This window comes from Gordonia polyisoprenivorans, assembly GCF_017654315.1.
In the GTDB taxonomy this organism is placed as follows: Bacteria; Actinomycetota; Actinomycetes; order Mycobacteriales; family Mycobacteriaceae; genus Gordonia; species Gordonia polyisoprenivorans_A.
In genome coordinates, this window is sequence record NZ_CP072203.1 from 2,377,208 (window position 1) to 2,395,313 (window position 18,106).

Here is an 18,106-nt window from a genome sequence, read left to right on the forward strand (position 1 = left end):
TTCAACGGGCCGTGACGTCGTCATCTGCTCACCCGTGCGCACTCCGGTCGGCCGCTTTGGCGGAATGTTCATGACCCTGAGCGCCACCACGCTCGCCGCGACCGTCATCAAGGGGCTGGTCGAGCGCACCGGGCTGGCGCACCAACGGATCGACGACGTCATCCTCGGCCAGTGCTACCCGAGTGGGGAGTCGCCGGCGATCGGGCGCGTCGCCGCGCTGGATGCGGGTCTCCAGGTGGATGTACCGGGCATCCAGGTCGACCGCCGCTGCGGCTCGGGCCTCCAGGCGGTGATCAACGCGGTCATGCAGGTGCAGACCGGCGCATGCGATGTCGTGCTCGCCGGTGGCGCCGAGAGCATGAGCCAGGTCGAGTTCTACTCGCCCACGCTGCGTTGGGGTCCCAGCGACGAGAAGGTCGAGTTCTACGACCGTCTGGCGCGCGCGCGGGTCACCGCCGGCGGGCAGTTGCACCCGGTGCCGGGTGGCATGCTCGAGACCGCGGAGAACCTCCGTCGCGAGTACAAGATCTCCCGTACAGCGCAGGACCACTTCGCGCTCGGCTCGCATCAGAAGGCCGTCGCCGCTCAGGAGGCCGGTCGGTTCGACGACGAGATCGTGCCGGTCGAGATCACCGATCGGAAGGGCAACCTCACCACGATCACCCGTGACGAGCATCCCCGCGCTGACACGTCGATGGAGACGCTCGGCGCACTGCGCCCGATGCTCGGTCGCCAGGACCCCGAGTCGACCGTGACCGCGGGCAATGCCAGCGGTCAGAACGACGGTGCCTCGATCTGCCTGGTCACCACCCGGGAGATCGCCGACAAGCAAGGTCTCCGGCCGCTGGTCCGCTTGGCGAGCTGGGGTGTGGCCGGCGTCCCGCCGCGCACCATGGGCATCGGCCCCGTGCCGGCGGTCGAAAAGGCGCTCGACCGTCTTGACCTCAAGCTGTCCGACATGGACCTCATCGAACTCAATGAGGCCTTCGCCGCACAGGTGCTCGCCTGCACCGAGGAGTGGAACCTCACGGAATCCGACTTCGAGCGGTTCAATGTCAACGGTTCCGGCATCTCGCTCGGTCACCCGGTCGGTGCGACCGGTGGTCGGATCCTGGCGACACTCGCGCACGAGATGCACCGTCGCGACGCCCGGTATGGCTTGGAGACGATGTGCATCGGCGGAGGCCAGGGCCTCGCCGCGGTTTTCGAGGCCGTGCGAGCGTGACGACCGGAACCATGTATGGCGACAGCGGTGCGCTGCCGCTCGACGGGATCTGCGTGATCGCGCTCGAGCAGGCGGTCAGCGCCCCGTTTGCGACCCGCCATCTCGCGGACATGGGCGCACGCGTGATCAAGGTTGAACGGGTCCCCGAGGGCGACTTCGCCCGCTACTACGACGCCGAGGTCCACGGCATGGCGAGCCACTTCGTGTGGGTCAACCGCAACAAGGAGTCGATCGCGCTCGACTTCAAGGCGCCTGCCGGCCGCGAAATCCTCGACAGCCTGGTCGCCAGCGCCGATGTAGTGGTGCAGAATTTCGCGCCCGGTGTTGCGGAGGCCATGGGCCTCGACGCGGCGAGCCTGCTCGAGCAGCATCCACGGTTGATCGCCGTCGACCTGTCCGGATATGGCACGGGCGGCCCGTACGAGCGTCGCCGCGCGTACGACCTCATCGTCCAGGCCGAGAGCGCCTCGATCGCCACCACAGGTTGGCCCGACAGCCCGGCCAAGCCCGGCATCGCGATCGCTGACCTCGCGGCGGGGCTCTATTCCTACAGCAGCGTGCTCGCGGCGCTCTACGAGCGAGAGCGCACCGGGCTGGGTCGCGCGATCGGGATCAGCCTGATGGACTCGATCGCCGAGTTGATGGGCTACAGCCTCTACTTCACTCAGTTCAGCGGCCGGCGCCACGTCCCGAACGGCATCAGCCACCCGACGCTGTCCCCGTATGAGTCCTTCGATACCGCCGACGGCCGCAAGGTCGTTGTCGCGGTCCAGAACGACCGCGAGTGGGCGCGCCTGGCCACCCGTGTGCTGCAGCGTCCCGACCTCGTCGACGACGAGCGGTTCGCGACGGGGACGGCTCGTACAGCGCACCGCGACGAGGTCCGACGCATCTGTGCCGAGGTCCTGGGTGCAATGGCCACCGACGCCGCCCTGGAACTGCTCGATGGCGCCGGCATCGCCTGCGGCCGGGTCAACTACCCCGAAGAGGTGCTCGCCCATCCACAGCTGGCCGCTCGGGACCGCTGGCGTGAGGTCGACTCGCCGGTCGGGCCGCTGCGCTCGCTGCTGCCGCCGCCAGTCTCCCCGGGCTGGGAGCTGCGGATGGACCGGATCCCCGACATCGGGGAGAACACCGAGTCGATCCTCGCCGAGCTCGGACTCGACCGCGCCCGGATCGACCGCCTGATTTCCGACGGTATCGTCGGCCAGCCCCCGTCCGACTCGTCGACCACAGCCTGAGAGGGAAAACAACCATGGACCTGACCCTGAGCCCGGAGTTGAAGGACTTCCAAGAGGAGATCCGTACCTGGTTCGACGAGCACCTCGTCGGCGATTTCGCCGCGCATAAGGGTGTCGGATTCTCGTGGGACGACGAGGCGTGGGACGTGCGCGTCGCCTGGGACAAGGAGCTGTCTGCCGGTGGCTGGCTCTGCCTGGGCTGGCCGAAGGAGTACGGCGGCCGCGAGGCCACCGTAGACCAGCAGCTCGTCTTCCAGCTCGAGTACGCCCGCGCGAACCCGCCGTTCCGGGCCACGACGCAGGGACAGGATCTCTTCGGGCCGACCCTGCTGCACTTCGGCACCCCGGAGCAGAAGGCCCGCTTCCTGCCGAAGATCGTAGCGGTCGAGGAGATGTGGGGTCAGGGCTTCAGCGAGCCCGGTGCGGGCTCCGACCTCGCCGGGCTCCGTACCAAGGCCCATCTCGACGGTGACGAGTGGGTCATTGAGGGCCAGAAGGTATGGACGTCGGCCGGCATCTATGCCGACTGGATGTACGTGCTGTGCCGTACGGATGCCGACGCTCCGCGTCACCGGGGCATCTCAATGCTGCTCGTACCGGTCGACCAGCCGGGCGTCGAGGTGCGGCCGATCCGCAACATCCTCGGCGGCTCGGAGTTCTGCGAGGTCTTTTACACCGGGGCGCGCACTTCCAAGGACATGGTCGTCGGACCGGTCGACGGGGGTTGGGGGGTGGCGATGGGAGCGCTCGGCACCGAACGCGGCACGACGCTGCTCGCAGAGCACCTTCGGATCAAGCACGAGGTCGACCAGATTATCGGTGCGGCGGTCGGGAACGGGGGCATCGCGAACCCTGTGCTGCGCCGCGACCTGGTCAAAGCATGGACCGATGCGCGGATCATGGAGTGGAACGGTTTGCGCCTGATGACCGGCATCAAGGGCAAGGGCGGCGACCCGACCGTGCAGGCCTCGATCAGCAAGGTGTTCGCCAGCACCGCACACACCCGGATGGGAGAGACCGCGATGCGTGCGATGGGCGCGGCCGGTGAGCTCACCGGCGACGACTACCAGCTCAACCGGCTCCAGCAGATCTTCCTGGCCAGCCGCGCCGAGACGATCTACGGCGGCACCACGCAGGTCCAGTACAACGTGCTGTCCGAGCGCACCCTCGGCCTGCCGCGCGAGCCGCGACGTGACTGAGGTGAGCCGACGCGTCTCCTTCGACATGACCCGGCGGTCCGGATACGGTGGCGTGCCCGGACAGCCGGGCGAACACCTGACATGGCTCGACGTGCTCGAGCCCGCCTACGACGCCTGGACCACGGTGCTCGACGCGACTGGTCGCGATGATCTCCGGATGCCGAACTTCGCTGTCGCCAACCTCACCTCCGACTTCCGCCGTGAAATGTTCCGCACCACGCTCGATTACGACGTCACGCTGGAACGGATCGGCAACAGCTCGCTCGCCCTCCGGTTGGACGTCACCCAGGGCGGTGCCGACACCGGCACGATCCGGATCGTCATCGTCCGGATAGCGCCGGGCCGAGGGGCGTCGGCGGGGTTCACCACCGATCAGCGCGACGCACTCGAGCGTCAGATGACGCCTTCGGCAGCGAGCCGCTGAATCTCCTCGTCGCCGAGGCCGAGCAGCTCGTGGTAGATCGTCGTGGAGTCTTCGCCGAGGCGTGGCGGGAACGTGTACTCGGTGACGGGCGTGGCGGACATCCGGATGGGGTACCGCAGCCCGGCGACGTCGCCGAGGCTCTCGTCGTGCATCGAGATCTGCAGCTGCCGGAAGCGCACCTGCTCGTCGGCGAGGGTCTCTTCGATGGTGTTGACCGGCCCGACCGGCACATCGAGCGCCTCGAGCGCCTCGAGCCAGTGTGCGCGCGGCTGCTCAAGGAAGATCTGCTCGAGGGTCCCCAGCAGTTCGAGGCGGTGTTCGATCCGCGCCGCGATTGAGTTGAACCGAGGGTCCTCGATGAGCGGACGCCCGAACACCTCGCAGGCGCGGGAGAACTGCGGGTTCGTGGTCGCGACGATGAAGATCAGCTTGCCGTCGGCGCATTCGAAGGCCTGGGACGGGATGCCGCCGAACCCGCCGTTGCCGCGTCGCTGCGGGACCTCGCCGGAGACGAGGTAGTTTTCCGCGAAGTGCGACAGGCTCGCCACCCCGCAGTCGAGTAGCGAGACGTCGAGGTGCTGGCCCTCACCGGTGCGGTCTCGGTGACGTAGAGCCGCCAGCAGTGCGGAGCTGGTGTAGAGGCCGGTGAGGATGTCGACGAGCGACAGGCCCGATTTCATCGGGCCGGCGCCTGGCTGGCCGTCGGGTACGCCCGAGACGCTCATCATGCCGCTGACGGCCTGGAAGATGCCGTCGTAGCCGGGACGATGACGGTAGGGGCCGTCCTGCCCGAAGCCGGTCACCGAGCACATCACCAGCCTGGGGAAGCGCTCGCGCAGGTCGTCCCAGCCCAGGCCGTATTTCTCCAGGACGCCTGGACGAAAGTTCTCCAGAACGATGTCGCTCTGTGCGATCAGGTCCAGTGCCAGCTCCCGCCCCCGGCCGGTGGTGAAGTCGAGGGTGACGGCGCGCTTGTTGCGGTTGCAGCTCAGATAGAACGCCGACATACCCTCGTCGTGACTGTCGTGCAGGAACGGAGGGCCGTACTGGCGCGCGTCGTCGCCCTTGCCGGGCTGTTCGACCTTGATCACCTCGGCCCCCAGATCGCCGAGCATCTGGCTGGCGAATGGCGCCGCGAGGATGCGACTCAGGTCGAGGATGCGGATCCCATCGAGTGCCTTCACGGACATCGTGGCTCCTTCTGTGTTGCGTACCTACTCGCGTCAATAGTAGAAGTAGGTATATCTTTAAACTGCTTCCTGTCGCCAGTGGGCATCATTGGACGATGGTCGCAAGCGAACGTCCGGAAGGGGACACCATGGAGACCGTAACCGAGAGCATCCCCCTGCTGGGGCAAGGACTCGTCTTTGAAGACATGACGGTCGGCACCGTCTTCCGTACCGCGCATCGCACCATCACCGAGCCCGATCTGATGAGCTTCGTGAATCTCGGCGGCTTCAACGAGCCTCTGTTTTATGACGCCCGGCACGCGGCGGGCGGCGGGTACACCGGGCGCCTGGTGCCCGGTGCGTTCGTCTACATGGTCTCCGAGGGGCTGATTCTGCAGACCAATGTCCTGCACGGGACCGGCCTGGCATTCATGCACATGGAGTTCACGGTCAACGGCCCGACGTACGTCGGCGACACCCTGCACGTGATCGTCACTGTCACCGAGAGTCGCAAGGCCAGCAAGGGCGAGCGCGGTGTCGTCACGACGAGGTGTGACGTCGCAAACCAGCGCGGCGAGATCGTGGCGGTGTTCACCCCGGTCCGTCTGATCCGCGGGCGCGACTACGTGGAGGGTGGTAACTGACGTGAACGACGCAGTCACCATCGACGCAGACGGGCACGTGCGCATCCTGACTTTCAACCGCCCGGACTCACTCAATGCGTTCGACGACGATCTCCACCGAGGTCTTCCCGCGGCTCTGCGCGAGGTCGAGAACGACCGTGAGGCCCGTGTCATCGTGCTCACCGGCGCGGGACGGGCCTTCAGTGCCGGGGGCGACATCGAGGACTTCGACAAGCTCGGCAACGACCTGTGGCTGCGTCGCACGACGCTGCGCACCGGCCGCCAGCTGTTCGAGGACATCGTCGGCGTGCACCTGCCGATCGTGGCGGCAGTCAACGGCCCGGCTGTCGGGCTCGGCTGCACCATCGCCACGGCGTGCGACTTCGTCCTCGTCTCCGACAAGGCGTTCCTCGCCGACCCGCATGTCCAGGTTGCGCTCGTCGCGGGCGACGGCGGAGCCATCACATGGCCGCTGAACGCCGGTTTGCTGCGCGCGAAGCGATACCTCCTGACCGGTGACCGTATGAGTCCAGAGGTCGCCGTCGAGCTCGGTCTGGCGACCGAGGTCGTCCCCGCGGACACGCTGATGGACGAGGCGATCACGCTCGCCAAGAAGGTCGCTGCGCTCGCACCGCAGGCGGTGCAGGACACCAAGAGCGTGCTCAACCAGCACCTCCGAATGGCCGCGGTGACCTCCCTGCACTACGGCCTCGCCGCCGAGAGTCAGTCACACGACACCGACGAGTACCGCGCGGTTCCAGAGACATTCCGCGCTCGGAAGGGATGACGATGGAGTTCGCGCTCGCCGAGGAGCAGGTGGCGCTGCAGAACGAGCTGCGTCGCTTTCTCGCCAAGTATGCCGACGAGACCGCGGTCCGAGCCCAGCTCGAGGACCCGAGCGGCTACGACCGCGAGCTGTGGAAGCGGATGGGCGCCGAGCTGATGATCCAGGGGATCGCGATCCCCGAGGAGTACGGCGGCAGCGGCTTTACATTCGTCGAGATCGGACTCGTCCTCGAGGAGTTCGGCCGCGCCCTCACTGTCTCGCCGTTCTTCGGCTCGTGTGTGATGGCGGCCGGCCTCATCGGGGCCATCGGCGACGACGGGGTGAAGGCCGAGCTGCTGCCGGGCATCGCGAACGGAGACAGCGTCGTCTCCGTTGCGCTCGCCGAGGACAGCGGCTCGTGGCTTCTCGATGATGTCACGCTCGCGGCGACAGCGGCAGGGCCGGACTGGACGTTGGACGGCCACAAGGCGTACGTCGTGGACGGCGCATACGCCGACATGCTGATCGTCGCGGCCCGGACGACTGAGGGCCCGGCCCTCTTCCTCGTCGCCTCCGATGCGGCGGGTCTCGCCCGCACTCCGATGCCGACGATGGACCTGACCCGCAAGCTGGCCCGGATCGAGTTGTCGTCGACGCCGGCTCGCCTGATCGCCACAGGGAGCACCGCGGCGGCAGCTGTCACTGCGATGGCCGACCTCAGCGCGATCGGGCTGGCGGCCGAGTGCCTGGGTGGCAACGCCAAGGTGCTCGACATGTCCGTCGAGTACGCGAAAGTGCGGGAGCAGTTCGGCCGCGCGATCGGCTCGTTTCAGGCGATCAAGCACAAGTGCGCAGCGATGCTGGTGGAGCTCGAGTCCTCCCGGTCGGCCGTCTACTACGCTCTGTGGGCCGCGGCGACCGGCCATGAGGACCTGCCGCTCGTGGCGCCGCTTGTCAAGGCGCATTGCGTCGATACCTACCTCGCCGCCGCGGGCGAGAACATCCAGATCCACGGAGGCATCGGCTTCACCTGGGAGGACCCGGCGCACCTCTACCTCAAGCGCGCCAAGAGTTCCCAAACGCTGCTGGGCGACTCCGACCTCCACCGACAGCTGCTCGCCGACCGCATCGGCATCTGAGCAATCACTACGTACACCTGCGAAGCACGTACACCTGAGAAGAAGGACAGACTGGCATGGGATCTCTTGACGGACTTGTTGCGATCGTGACCGGAGCGGGCCGCGGGCTCGGCCGCGCGCACGCCCTCTACCTGGCACAGGAGGGTGCCTCGGTCGTCGTCAACGACCCGGGCGTCGGGGGCGACGGCAGCGGCGGCAGCGACGCCGCGCCGGCCGAGGACGTCGTCGCCGAGATCAAGGCGGCGGGCGGCAATGCCGTCGCCAACCTCGACAGTTGCGCCGACTGGTCCGCCGCCGAGCGCCTGGTGAGGCAGGCCGTCGACACGTTCGGGAAGCTCGACATCTTGGTCAACAACGCTGGCATCCTGCGCGACCGGATGAGCTTCAAGATGAGCGAGAACGAGTGGGACGCCGTCATCAACGTCCACCTCAAGGGCCATTTCGCCCCGTCCCGCTTCGCCGCCGAGTACTGGCGCGGGAAGGCCAAGAGCGGCGACGGAACGGTCTACGGCCGCATCATCAACACCAGCAGCGAGTCCGGTTACTTCGGCATGGCCGGCCAGGTCAACTACGCCACCGCCAAGGCCGGCATCGTCGGCATGACGATGACGATGGCGCGCGAGCTGGAGAAGATCGGCGTCACGGTCAACGCGATCGCTCCGCGCGCCCGTACGCGCATGACGACCAGCACCTTCACGGGTTACCCGGGTGTGCAGGAGGGTACCTTCGACAACCGCGCCCCTGAGACGATCAGCCCGGTCGTCGCTTGGCTCGCCAGTCCGCAGGCCGGTCACATCTCCGCCAAAGTCTTCGCCTGCTACGCCGGCGAACTCGACCTGCAAACCCCGATCGAGCTCGAGGTCAACATCTCCACCGGCGAGCGCGCCTGGACCGTCGAAGTGTTGAGTGCCCGGTCCGAGGAGCTCTTCAAGAACGGCCGCACCCCGGGTGTAGCCCCGATGCGCTCCGGGATCGGAGGGAACTGACATGGGTGACGTGGTCATCGTCGAGGCCGTCCGCTCGGCGGTCGGCAAGCGTCGCGGCGGTCTATCGCACAAGCTTTCACCGGACCTGTTCGCCGATGTCCTCGCCGAGGTGATCCGCCGGGCCGGCGTCGACTCCGTGGAGGTGGGTCAGATACTGGGTGGCTGTGTCAGCCAGGTCGGTCAGCAGTCGGGCAACATCGCCCGTACCGCGTGGCTCACCGCTGGTCTCTCCGAGGCCACCGGCGCGGCCACGATCCACACCCAGTGCGGCTCCTCGCAGCAGGCGTTCACCCTTGCTTACGGCCTCATCGCCGGTGGAGTGACCGATTTCGCGGTCGCGGGGGGCATCGAGATCATGAGCCAGGTGTCCATGACCGCCTCGACTCTGCCCGAGCTGGGCCCCGCGAAGACACCGCGGTACGAGGAACACTACGAGCTCACCACGCAATTCGAAGCGGCCGAGCGGATCGCCGAGGCCTGGGGTTTCTCGCGCGCGGACCTCGAGGCGTTCGCGATCACCTCCCAGGAGCGTGCCGCCGCCGCGATCGCAGATCATCGCTTCACGGACCAGATTGTGCCCGTCGAGGCGCCCGTCGTCGACGAGGAGGGCCGGCAGACCGGCACCCGTGTGATCGACACCGACGAGGGACCTCGGCCGACCACTGCAGAGGGCCTGGCCGGCCTGAGGGTGAACATGCCGGACCGTGCGGCCGGCTCCCGGCACACGGCAGGGACCTCCTCGCAGATCTCCGACGGTTCCTCGGCGCTTCTGCTCGCCGAAGCCGTGCGGGCCGCGGACCTCGGCCTCAGGGCGCGTGCGCGCGTCGTGGACTCGCTGCTCACCGGCAATGACCCGGTCATGATGCTGACCGGTCCGATCCCGGCTACCCAGAAGATCCTCGAGCGCAATGGCCTGACGATGGACGACATCGACGTCGTCGAGATCAACGAGGCCTTCGCCTCCGTGGTGCTCGCCTGGGCGCACGAGACGAAGGCCGACATGGCGAAGGTGAACGTCAACGGCGGCGCGATCGCGCTGGGCCACCCGCTGGGTGCGACCGGCGGGGTACTGCTGACCAAAGCGCTCCACGAGCTGGAGCGCGTGAATGGCCGCCACGCGCTCATCACCATGTGTGTCGGTGGCGGCCAGGGCACCGCGACCCTTCTCGAGCGGATCTGATGCTCGACCTCACGGGCCATGTTGGCCTGGTCACGGGAGGTGACTCAGGGATCGGCCTCGGCGTGGCGGAGGTACTCGGGCGGCTCGACTCGTGCTTCGCCACGTGGCGGTGAGCGAGGCCTTCGGCAACCCGCGCGCTTCGTTGACGTCGAGCTGGCCGTCTGGCGCTCGGATGGCGATCAATCTCGACGGCACGTTGCCCGCCTTCCGTGGGGCGGCCCGCCCGATGATCGCGCAGGGCGACGGGGGCCTCATCGGGGCGCGGTGGAACTCGGTAAGTGCAGCATCCGTGCCGACGCACTTCTGCCGGTCTGGACCCCTTCTCCGCAGTTCGACGCCTGGCTCGAGGCGACCTCGGGTGTCCCTTCCGAATGATGGGTGGTTGGACTACGACTCTGATTCACCCCACATGTCCAGAGTCGGGGGGGGGGGTGACCCTGGCGTCGCGGCGGGTCGAGGGTATATAAAGGGGCTAATTGTCTATCGGTTTCGACAGGAGCTGAGCTGCGGCTCGCAACCATCGGACCGCGCCTTCCGGAAAGATGTGAGCCGTGGATTTCGCTCTCGATGACGACCAGATCATGCTTCAGGAGGTCCTGCGGACCTTCTTTGGGAGCCAGGTCCCGGATAGCGCCGTGCGGGCGCGGTTCGACGAGCCGACCGGCTATGACGTGCGGCTATGGAAGCGGATGGCCGAGGAGCTGGGGCTACAGGGTCTTGCGATCCCCGAGGAGTACGGCGGAGGCGGGTTCAGCTTCTTCGAGCTCGGGTTGGTGCTCGAGGAGATGGGCCGGGTGCTGTTGCCCTCGCCGTTCCTCGGCTCCTGCGTGATGTCGGCGCAGCTGCTGCTCGCCATCGACGATGAGGCGGCGCGTGGACGGCTCCTTCCCGGCATCGCCGACGGAAGTGTCATCGTGTCGGTCGCCTTCGCCGAGGAGTCCGGCTCCTGGAGTACCAGAGATGTGACGGCCACCGCCACCAGCGATGGCGACGGCTGGCGCATCGACGGCCGCAAGTCCTACGTCCTCGACGGGCATGCCGCCGACAGCTACCTGGTGATCGCGCGGGCCTCGGACGGCGTCGGCGTCTTCGAGGTCGGGGGCACCGCAGTGGGCCTCACTCGGACGAAGTCAGCGACGATGGATCTCACGCGCGCGCTGGCGAAGGTGACCTTCAACAGTGTCCCGGCCCGGCGGATCGGGTCCGCCGCCGCCACGGAGACGGCGATCGAGGTGATGCTCGACCACACCCGCATCGCGCTGGCTGCCGATTCCCTCGGAGGCATCGGGCGCGTGCTGGACATGGCGGTCGAGTATGCCAAGACTCGTGAGCAGTTCGGCCGCAAAATCGGGTCATTCCAGGCGATCAAGCACAAGTGCGCCTCGATGCTGATGGAGCTCGAGGCGTCGCGCTCGGCCGTCTACTACGCACTGTGGGCGGCCGCGAAGGGGCAGGCGGACCGTCCGGTGGTCGCGCCGATGGTCAAGGCGCACTGTATGGACTCTTACCTGGCGGCAGCCGGCGAGAACATCCAGATCCACGGTGGCATCGGCTTCACCTGGGAGCACCCGGCGCACCTCTACCTCAAGCACGCCCGGAGCTCCCAGGCACTGCTTGGCGACTCCGATCTGCACCGGCAGATCCTGGCGGATCGGATCGGGGTCTGAGATGAGTGCCGAGATCTGGGAAGCGCCGCAGTCGCCCTCCGCCCGTCGCTCTCTTCCCGACTGGTGGGAGCCGCAGGTGGTCCCGCCCGTGCCCGAGGGCTACGTCGAGATGATCAGCCAGGCACGGCTTCTCCTCGACGCGTTGGGAGCGGCCGTTCCGGACGCGCGGACCGTTGCGAGGGTCACCGACGGGCTGCGCGGCGTGACCGACCTGCTCGCCCTGAGTGCCGCCGACGAGTTCCATCAGCTCTCGGGCCGGATCGAGGATCTGCCCGGGCGTGGCCAACTCCTCGTCCCCCCGGCCGTCGTCGAGTACGCCGACGACAACCGGGTGGAGTGCTCCATCACCTTCACCCGGCACTTCCTCGGCGGCAACGGCGCTGTGCACGGGGGCGCCTTGCCGCTGCTGTTCGACGACATCCTCGGGCGCTTCGCCCAGAGCGGCGGCCGTTCGGTCGCGCGCACCGCGTACCTCCACGTTGACTACCGCTCGATCACACCGATCGAGAAGCCGCTGCGCCTCGTGGGCGAGTTCGTCAGTGAAGAGGGCCGCAAGCGCCTCATCCGGGCGACGCTCACGGACGGCGCGAGGCTGTGCGCCGAGGCGGAGGGCCTCTTCGTCGTCCTGCGGCCGGGACAGCCCTAGTGACTGTCCGGAACGGAGTATGAATCCATGAAGGTTGGCGTCTACTTCGACATGCGCAACCCCGCCCGCTGGCGGCGTGATCCGGCGGAGCTCTACGGCGCATTCCCCGAGCTGTGCGAGGAGGCCGAGCACGTCGGTCTCGACTCTGTCTGGGTTACCGAGCACCACGGCTTCGACGACGACTATCTGCCCGCCCCGCTGACGATGCTGGCAGCGGCTGCCGTGCGCAGCAGGCGGGTGCGCCTCGGTACGGGGATCGTGATCGCCCCGCTTCACGCCGCGGCCGAGTTGGCGGAGCAGGCAGCGGTCGTCGACCTGCTCAGCAGCGGTCGGCTCGATCTCGGCATCGGCGCGGGCTACCGGATCCCCGAGTTCGACCTATACGGCGCGGACATCACTCGGAAGTACACGACCAACGATGCGCGGGCCTGTGAGATCCGTGATCTCTGGGCGAGTGGCAAGGTCACGCCGAGGCCGCTGCAGGAGCGGCTGCCGATCTGGATGGGCTACCTCGGCCCGAAGGGCGCTCGCCGGGCCGGTCGTCTCGGGGAGTACCTGCTCGCGCCCGACGCGCGACTGTGGGAGCACTACCGCGCTGGTCTCGAGGAGGGTGGTCATGATCCCGCCTCTGGGCGGATGGGCGGTGGTGTCCAGGCCTGGGCGAGCGAGGATCCGGAGCGCGACTGGCCGATGATCTCCGAGCACTTGGCCCATCAGCTCGACTCCTACCGGATGCACGGACGGATCGGCTACGAGAACCTGCCGCCGCTCAAGCCGGTCGATGTCGAGGTTGTCCGGACCCGGCGGCCGAAGGGCTTCACCTCCCAGGACTACTTCGTGCACGGAACACCCGCCGAGGTCGCCGACTTCACCCTCGATTTCTCGGCGGGAGCGCCGGTGGACCAGGTCTACTTCTGGGGTGCTCTGCCCGGGATGAGCCACGAGCAGATCGTGCAGAACATCCGGCTGATCGGCGAGAAGCTCGCGCCGCTCCTGCGTACCGGGACGGAGACATCGTGAGCGGCGCGAGCGATCCGGTCCTCGTCGATCGGATCGACGAGGAGCTGATGCTGATCACGCTGAACCGTCCGGATCGACTCAACGCGATCAACGACGCCTTCATACAGGGGATGCACGCGGCGCTGGACCAGGTCGTGGCGGCTCCCGACGTGCGGGCCGTCGTTCTGACCGGCACCGGGCGCGGCTTCTGCGCCGGAGCCGATCTCAAGGAAAACGTCGATCTCACCCAACAGAGGTCCGCCGAGCTCTATCGCGGACAGCAGCGTCTGGCCGACATGAGCGTGCGCCTGCACGAGCTGCCCGTCCCGGTGGTCGCCGCCGTGCCCGGGCCGGCGGTGGGTGGCGGCTTCGCATTGGCTGCCGCGTGCGACCTGAGGGTGGCATCGACTCAGGCGTTCTTCGCCGCCGCCAACGTCCGGATCGGGGTATCCGGCGGGGAGATGGGCCTGAGCTGGATGCTGCCGCAGGCCCTCGGCCGTGCCCGCGCCACGGAACTGCTGCTCACCGGCCGGCGCCTCGATGCGGGTGAGGCCTACGACTGGGGCTTCGTGAACCGGCTGGTCGAGCCCGGTCAGGGCACCGTCGTCGATGCGGCGATCGAGTTGGCCCGTACGGTCGCGGCCAACCCGGCCTTCGGTGTAGCGCTGACCAAGGAGATGCTTCGATCGACCGGCACCGCCGCGAGCCTGCGTGAGGCGGTCCTGCTCGAGAACCGCACCCAGGTGCTCGCGGTCTTCGCCGGCGACATCGATCGAGCAACCGTCGGCTTCGGCGACCGCGACCGGCCCGGCGCGTGAGGGGAGCCATGGGTATCGAGACCCGGCTGGCCCGCATGGAGGCGCGCTTGGTGATCGGACAGCTGCCCATCCGGTACGCGATTGCTGTCGACTCACGCAACCTGGACGACTGGGTGAACCTTTTCGTGCCCGACGTCGAGATGGGGCGGAAGGGCAGCGGCCGGGAAGTGCTGCGCGCCTACATCGAGCCACAGCTGCGCTCGTTCTACCGCTCCATCCATCAGATCTGCGGCCACCGGATCGATCTTGGGCCCGATGCCGACGACGGCACCGGCCCGACGACGGCGTCCGGCAGCGTCTACTGTCGGGCCGAGCACGAGATCGACGACCGCTGGGTGGTCATGGCGATCCGGTACGACGACGAGTACGCCCGCGTCGGCGACGATTGGCTGTTCACCCGTCGACGCGAGCAGCACTGGTACGCCGTTGATGCGAACGAGCGACCGCAGGCCGTCGGCTTCGACAGCTGGGGCTCATCCGGTCACCGACCGCCGCTGCCCGCCATCGATCCCAGTTGGTCACACTTCTGGCGCGATGGCGCCACCCACACCGCACATCCTGTCGAGAACAGCTCCGAGGAGAGCCGATGAGTTATCAACACCGAACCGATTTCGACTTCCTGACTGTCGAGGCGTTCGACGACGGCCAGATTCTCCGGATCACGATGAACCGGCCCGAGGCTCGCAATGCGCAAAACCGCGGCCTTCTGGTCGAGCTCGGCGAGGCATTCACCGCTGCCGAGGCTGATGACGTCGTGCGCGTCGTCATACTCGCTGGGGCGGGGAGGAGCTTCTCCGCGGGCCACGACATGGGCTCAGAGATCAGCGTCCGGGAGCAGACTCCAGGGCCGGACGCTCACCCGACGATCGGCATCCACGGGGGCACCCGACACGGCGTCGAGAACCAAATGCTGCAGGAGTGGCACTACTTCTTCTCGAACACCGTGGCGTGGCGCAACCTGCGCAAGATCACGGTCGCCCAGGTACAGGGCAACGTCATCTCGGCCGGGCTGATGCTGATGTGGGCCTGTGACCTCATCGTGGCAGGGGAGGACGCCGTTTTCGCCGACGTGGTCAGCACCCGGCTGGGGATGTGCGGTGTCGAGTACTTCGCGCACCCGTGGGAGTTCGGACCTCGCAAGGCCAAGGAGCTGCTGCTGACCGGTGACTCCCTGGACGCGGACGAGGCCCACCGTCTCGGCATGGTGAGCAAGGTCTTCACCAACGAGAGGCTCGCCGAGGACACGCTCGCGTTCGCGCGGCGCATCTCGCGGCTGCCCACGGTTACCTCGCTCCTCGTCAAGGACTCGGTGAACCAGGCCGTCGACGCAATGGGGTTCACCACCGCGCTCAACGGCGCCTTTCGCCTGCACCAGCTCAACCACGCCTACTGGCGAGAGTTGAACGAGGACGGTTACTCCGTGGCTGTCCCGGGGCCGGCGACCGACGACTGGCGAGTAGTCGGTCCGCCGACGCCGATCCACAAGGACCGGCCCTGAGTAACCGCTGAACGCGTGAGCGGCCCCTTCCGGCATTTCGAACTGTGATCAGCCGATCAGGCCGAGCCGGGCGAGCAACCGCTCCCGGTAGCGGGTCGCTCCGCCGAAGACGAGTGCGGAGGCCTTGGCGCGGCGGAAGTACAGGTGGGCGGCGTGCTCCCACGTGAAGCCAACGCCACCGTGGGTCTGGATCGTCTCCGCCGCCACCAGCCGGAAGGACTCGGCGGCGCAGGCATGTGCGACCACAGCTCCGGCGGCAGCATCGGCGGCATCGCTGTCGACCGCCAGGGCGGCCTCCTCGACGGCGGCCTCGGCGAGTTCTACACGGACCAGCATGTCGGCAAGCTTGTGCTTGACCGCCTGGAAGCTGCCGATCGGACGGTCGAACTGGGTGCGCAGCTTGGCGTACTCCACCGACATCTCCAGACAGGCGCGCATCGCGCCGACGTCCTCGGCGGCGATCGCGAGCCCGCCGAGGTCCAGCGTCCGGCGGACGGCGTCTCCGGCCGGTCCGCCGAGCGCGATCATGCGGGCCGGGGTGTCGGCGAACGCGACGTCGGCCACCGGTCGGGTCCCGTCCAGGGTGTCGAGTGCGGTGGTGGTGAGCCCGTTGGCGTCCCGCTCGATCGTGAAGATCCCGGGTCCCTCCGCAGTGGCCGCGGTGACCAGGAAGAGGTTCGCGGTGGCGCCGAACGAGACGGACCGCTTGCGGCCGGAGACCGTCCAACCGTCCGGTCCCGCGGCGGCCGTCACCGAGGCGCCGGCCGGTGCTTCAGGCCGGGTCCAGTCGTCCCAGCCGGAGCCGGCCTCACCGACGGCGACGGTGGCCACCGTCGTGCCCTCCGCGATGCCGGGCAGGAACGCCTCGCGCGCGTCGTCGTCGCCAACGGAGAGCAGCAGCGTGGCCGCGAGCACGTTGGACGGCACGAACGGCGCGGCGGCCAGGCCGCGGCCGAGTTCCTCGAGCACAACGCGCAGGGCCGCCCAACCCGCGTCGACGCCGCCGAAGCGCTCCGGGACGAGCAGGCCGCCGACCCCGAGCTCGGTGACGAGTCCATTCCACAGCTGCGGCATGGCCGACTCCTGTGTGCCGCCGTCGAGCAGGCGGCGGGCCTCCTCGGTGCCGGCGTGCCGAGCGCAGACCTCCCGGACGCTCTCGCGCAGGTCCCGTAGGTCCTCGTCGCTCATCACCTCGCGGTTGGGGTTGATGGTCTCCGTCACTTGGTCGCCTCCTTCGGCAGGCCGAGCACGCGTTCGGCGATGATGTTCTTCATGATCTCCTCTGTGCCGCCGAGGATGCGCAATGCGGGCGCGCCCAGCAGGAGTTGATTCCAGTTGAAAGTGCCCCATTCGCCGTGGTCGGCCGTCGCCAGATCGCCGAGTAGGTCGGTCGCGAAGTGTGCCCCGCGGCTGAGGTTTGCCGCGAAACTGAGCTTTGCGATCGATCCCTCGGGCCCTGGGGCCATGCCGGCCTTCAACCGGCGGGTCGCGCGCGCCGTGAGCGCGCGAGCGGCCAGGACATCGGTCGCGACCGACGCGAGATCCTGACGCGCGACCGGGTCGCCTGCGACTTCGAGGTGCTGCATCAGGGCGTACAAGCGCTCGGGCCGGATGGCCTCGGCTGCAGCACCGCCGCTGTCCGCGGCCACGGTGCCGCGCTCGTTCATCAACGTGGTCATCGCGACTTTCCAACCGGCGTTGACCTCTCCGAGCCGGTGTGAGTCCGGGATGCGGACGTTGTCGAGGAAGACCTCGTTGAACTCCGCGCCACCGGTCATCTGGCGCAGCGGCCGGACGGTGACGCCCGGTAGCGACAGGTCCATCACGAATGCGGTGATGCCGCGGTGCTTCGGCGCGTCTGGATCTGTCCGGCACAGCAGTTCGCCGAATTGGGAGTGGTGGGCGACCGACGTCCAGACCTTCTGCCCGTTGACCACCCACTCGTCAGCGTCCCGCACGGCACGCGTCGTCACGCCGGCGAGGTCAGAGCCGGCCGCCGGTTCGCTGAAGAGCTGACACGCTATCGAGTCGCCGCGATACATCGCGGGCAGATACGTCTCGCGCAGGTACTCGGAGCCGTGCGCCAGGATTGTCGGGCCAACCATACCCAGGCCGATGACACTGAGCGTGCCGGTGTCGGCGACGTCGTACTCCGTCTCGACGAGGTCGTAGATGAAGTCGTGCAGCGAGCTCAGCTCACGCCCTCCATACGCCTTCGGGCCGGTGATCCAGCCGAAGCCGTTCTCGTAGCGCACCCGCTGCCAGGCACGTGCCGCCGCGACATCGGCCTGCTCGTCGGCCTCCGGGTCGCCGAAGTAGCCGACGTAGTCGCTGCCCTTGCCCCACTCGAATTGATTGGCGCCGTCGCGCCGTCGGGCATGTGCGTCGAGGAACGCGCGAGCCTCATCGGCGAAGGCCGCCAGATCAGGCGCGCCCCCGGAGCCGGTCTGGGCGTCGTGGGCCACGGTGTCTCCTTCGGGTCGGACTGGAGTGATGCGACGTCGTCGCATTGACTCTGTAATAGTA

Annotated in this window: 18 protein-coding genes; 15 read left to right on the top strand and 3 right to left on the bottom strand. The window is 68.0% G+C overall.

Annotated elements, in window-relative coordinates:
* Positions 1-64: 64 nt before the first annotated feature.
* From J6U32_RS10630 to J6U32_RS10645, 4 genes are read left to right on the top strand one after another with little or no spacing between them, the layout of a single operon-like run.
* Positions 65-1,225, top strand: a complete 1,161-nt coding sequence (locus J6U32_RS10630) for an acetyl-CoA C-acetyltransferase (RefSeq protein WP_244332923.1) — start codon at positions 65-67, stop codon at positions 1,223-1,225.
* Positions 1,222-2,466, top strand: a complete 1,245-nt coding sequence (locus J6U32_RS10635; protein WP_338837488.1) for a CaiB/BaiF CoA transferase family protein — start codon at positions 1,222-1,224, stop codon at positions 2,464-2,466. The genes J6U32_RS10630 and J6U32_RS10635 overlap by 4 nt, the downstream gene beginning before the upstream one ends.
* 14 nt (positions 2,467-2,480) lie before the next feature.
* On the top strand, positions 2,481-3,665 hold the full coding sequence (locus J6U32_RS10640) for an acyl-CoA dehydrogenase family protein (protein WP_208795343.1): 1,185 nt from the start codon (positions 2,481-2,483) through the stop codon (positions 3,663-3,665).
* A gap of 1 nt (position 3,666) precedes the next feature.
* Positions 3,667-4,089, top strand: coding sequence for a hypothetical protein (locus J6U32_RS10645; protein WP_208795345.1), 423 nt, complete (start codon positions 3,667-3,669; stop codon positions 4,087-4,089).
* On the opposite strand, the gene J6U32_RS10650 is transcribed toward J6U32_RS10645, so the two are convergent.
* Complete coding sequence (locus J6U32_RS10650; protein ID WP_208795347.1) at positions 4,059-5,279, bottom strand: CaiB/BaiF CoA transferase family protein; 1,221 nt, start codon at positions 5,277-5,279, stop codon at positions 4,059-4,061. The genes J6U32_RS10645 and J6U32_RS10650 overlap by 31 nt on opposite strands.
* Positions 5,280-5,407: 128 nt before the next feature.
* On the opposite strand from J6U32_RS10650, the gene J6U32_RS10655 reads away from it, so the two are divergent.
* The 11 genes from J6U32_RS10655 (at position 5,408) to J6U32_RS10705 (ending at position 15,580) form a co-directional block, all read left to right on the top strand.
* Entirely contained in the window at positions 5,408-5,902 is a 495-nt protein-coding gene (locus J6U32_RS10655) for a MaoC family dehydratase (protein WP_208795349.1), read from the top strand.
* 1 nt (position 5,903) lies between these two features.
* Positions 5,904-6,668, top strand: coding sequence for an enoyl-CoA hydratase/isomerase family protein (locus J6U32_RS10660; RefSeq protein ID WP_208795351.1), 765 nt, complete (start codon positions 5,904-5,906; stop codon positions 6,666-6,668).
* Positions 6,669-6,670: 2 nt separating this feature from the next.
* Positions 6,671-7,786: an acyl-CoA dehydrogenase family protein gene (locus J6U32_RS10665; RefSeq protein ID WP_208795353.1), complete on the top strand. Its 1,116-nt coding sequence runs from the start codon at positions 6,671-6,673 to the stop codon at positions 7,784-7,786.
* Positions 7,787-7,842: 56 nt separating this feature from the next.
* Positions 7,843-8,772 carry an SDR family NAD(P)-dependent oxidoreductase gene (locus J6U32_RS10670; protein ID WP_208795355.1) on the top strand — a complete coding sequence of 310 codons (930 nt, stop codon included), beginning with the start codon at positions 7,843-7,845 and terminating at the stop codon, positions 8,770-8,772.
* A 1-nt stretch (position 8,773) separates the two neighbouring features.
* Positions 8,774-9,952, top strand: coding sequence for an acetyl-CoA C-acyltransferase (locus tag J6U32_RS10675; RefSeq protein WP_208795357.1), 1,179 nt, complete (start codon positions 8,774-8,776; stop codon positions 9,950-9,952).
* 551 nt (positions 9,953-10,503) lie between these two features.
* Positions 10,504-11,619, top strand: a complete 1,116-nt coding sequence (locus J6U32_RS10680) for an acyl-CoA dehydrogenase family protein (protein WP_208795359.1) — start codon at positions 10,504-10,506, stop codon at positions 11,617-11,619.
* A 1-nt stretch (position 11,620) separates the two neighbouring features.
* On the top strand, positions 11,621-12,265 hold the full coding sequence (locus J6U32_RS10685) for a PaaI family thioesterase (protein ID WP_244332784.1): 645 nt from the start codon (positions 11,621-11,623) through the stop codon (positions 12,263-12,265).
* A 27-nt stretch (positions 12,266-12,292) separates the two neighbouring features.
* Positions 12,293-13,285, top strand: a complete 993-nt coding sequence (locus J6U32_RS10690) for an LLM class flavin-dependent oxidoreductase (RefSeq protein WP_208795361.1) — start codon at positions 12,293-12,295, stop codon at positions 13,283-13,285.
* Positions 13,282-14,082, top strand: a complete 801-nt coding sequence (locus J6U32_RS10695; RefSeq protein WP_208795363.1) for an enoyl-CoA hydratase/isomerase family protein — start codon at positions 13,282-13,284, stop codon at positions 14,080-14,082. The genes J6U32_RS10690 and J6U32_RS10695 overlap by 4 nt, the downstream gene beginning before the upstream one ends.
* A gap of 8 nt (positions 14,083-14,090) precedes the next feature.
* Positions 14,091-14,672, top strand: a complete 582-nt coding sequence (locus J6U32_RS10700) for a nuclear transport factor 2 family protein (RefSeq protein ID WP_244332786.1) — start codon at positions 14,091-14,093, stop codon at positions 14,670-14,672.
* Positions 14,669-15,580, top strand: a complete 912-nt coding sequence (locus J6U32_RS10705) for an enoyl-CoA hydratase (protein WP_208795365.1) — start codon at positions 14,669-14,671, stop codon at positions 15,578-15,580. Before J6U32_RS10700 ends, J6U32_RS10705 begins: the two co-directional genes overlap by 4 nt.
* 48 nt (positions 15,581-15,628) lie before the next feature.
* Here J6U32_RS10705 and J6U32_RS10710 read toward each other — a convergent pair whose 3' ends face one another.
* Positions 15,629-16,801 (bottom strand): acyl-CoA dehydrogenase family protein, encoded by a 1,173-nt coding sequence (locus tag J6U32_RS10710; protein ID WP_208795370.1) that lies wholly within the window; start codon positions 16,799-16,801, stop codon positions 15,629-15,631.
* Positions 16,798-18,045, bottom strand: coding sequence for an acyl-CoA dehydrogenase family protein (locus J6U32_RS10715; RefSeq protein WP_244332788.1), 1,248 nt, complete (start codon positions 18,043-18,045; stop codon positions 16,798-16,800). The genes J6U32_RS10710 and J6U32_RS10715 overlap by 4 nt, the downstream gene beginning before the upstream one ends.
* Positions 18,046-18,106 lie beyond the last annotated feature (61 nt).

Bases quoted from the DNA above. Each gene is read 5' to 3' on its own strand.
- J6U32_RS10675 (WP_208795357.1), top strand. From the start codon at position 8,774: ATGGGTGACGTGGTCATCGTCGAGGCCGTCCGCTCGGCGGTCGGCAAG.
- J6U32_RS10665 (WP_208795353.1), top strand. From the start codon at position 6,671: ATGGAGTTCGCGCTCGCCGAGGAGCAGGTGGCGCTGCAGAACGAGCTG.
- J6U32_RS10640 (WP_208795343.1), top strand. From the start codon at position 2,481: ATGGACCTGACCCTGAGCCCGGAGTTGAAGGACTTCCAAGAGGAGATC.
- J6U32_RS10670 (WP_208795355.1), top strand. From the start codon at position 7,843: ATGGGATCTCTTGACGGACTTGTTGCGATCGTGACCGGAGCGGGCCGC.
- J6U32_RS10650 (WP_208795347.1), bottom strand. From the start codon at position 5,279: ATGTCCGTGAAGGCACTCGATGGGATCCGCATCCTCGACCTGAGTCGC.
- J6U32_RS10705 (WP_208795365.1), top strand. From the start codon at position 14,669: ATGAGTTATCAACACCGAACCGATTTCGACTTCCTGACTGTCGAGGCG.
- J6U32_RS10685 (WP_244332784.1), top strand. From the start codon at position 11,621: ATGAGTGCCGAGATCTGGGAAGCGCCGCAGTCGCCCTCCGCCCGTCGC.
- J6U32_RS10630 (WP_244332923.1), top strand. From the start codon at position 65: ATGTTCATGACCCTGAGCGCCACCACGCTCGCCGCGACCGTCATCAAG.
- J6U32_RS10655 (WP_208795349.1), top strand. From the start codon at position 5,408: ATGGAGACCGTAACCGAGAGCATCCCCCTGCTGGGGCAAGGACTCGTC.
- J6U32_RS10700 (WP_244332786.1), top strand. From the start codon at position 14,091: ATGGGTATCGAGACCCGGCTGGCCCGCATGGAGGCGCGCTTGGTGATC.
- J6U32_RS10690 (WP_208795361.1), top strand. From the start codon at position 12,293: ATGAAGGTTGGCGTCTACTTCGACATGCGCAACCCCGCCCGCTGGCGG.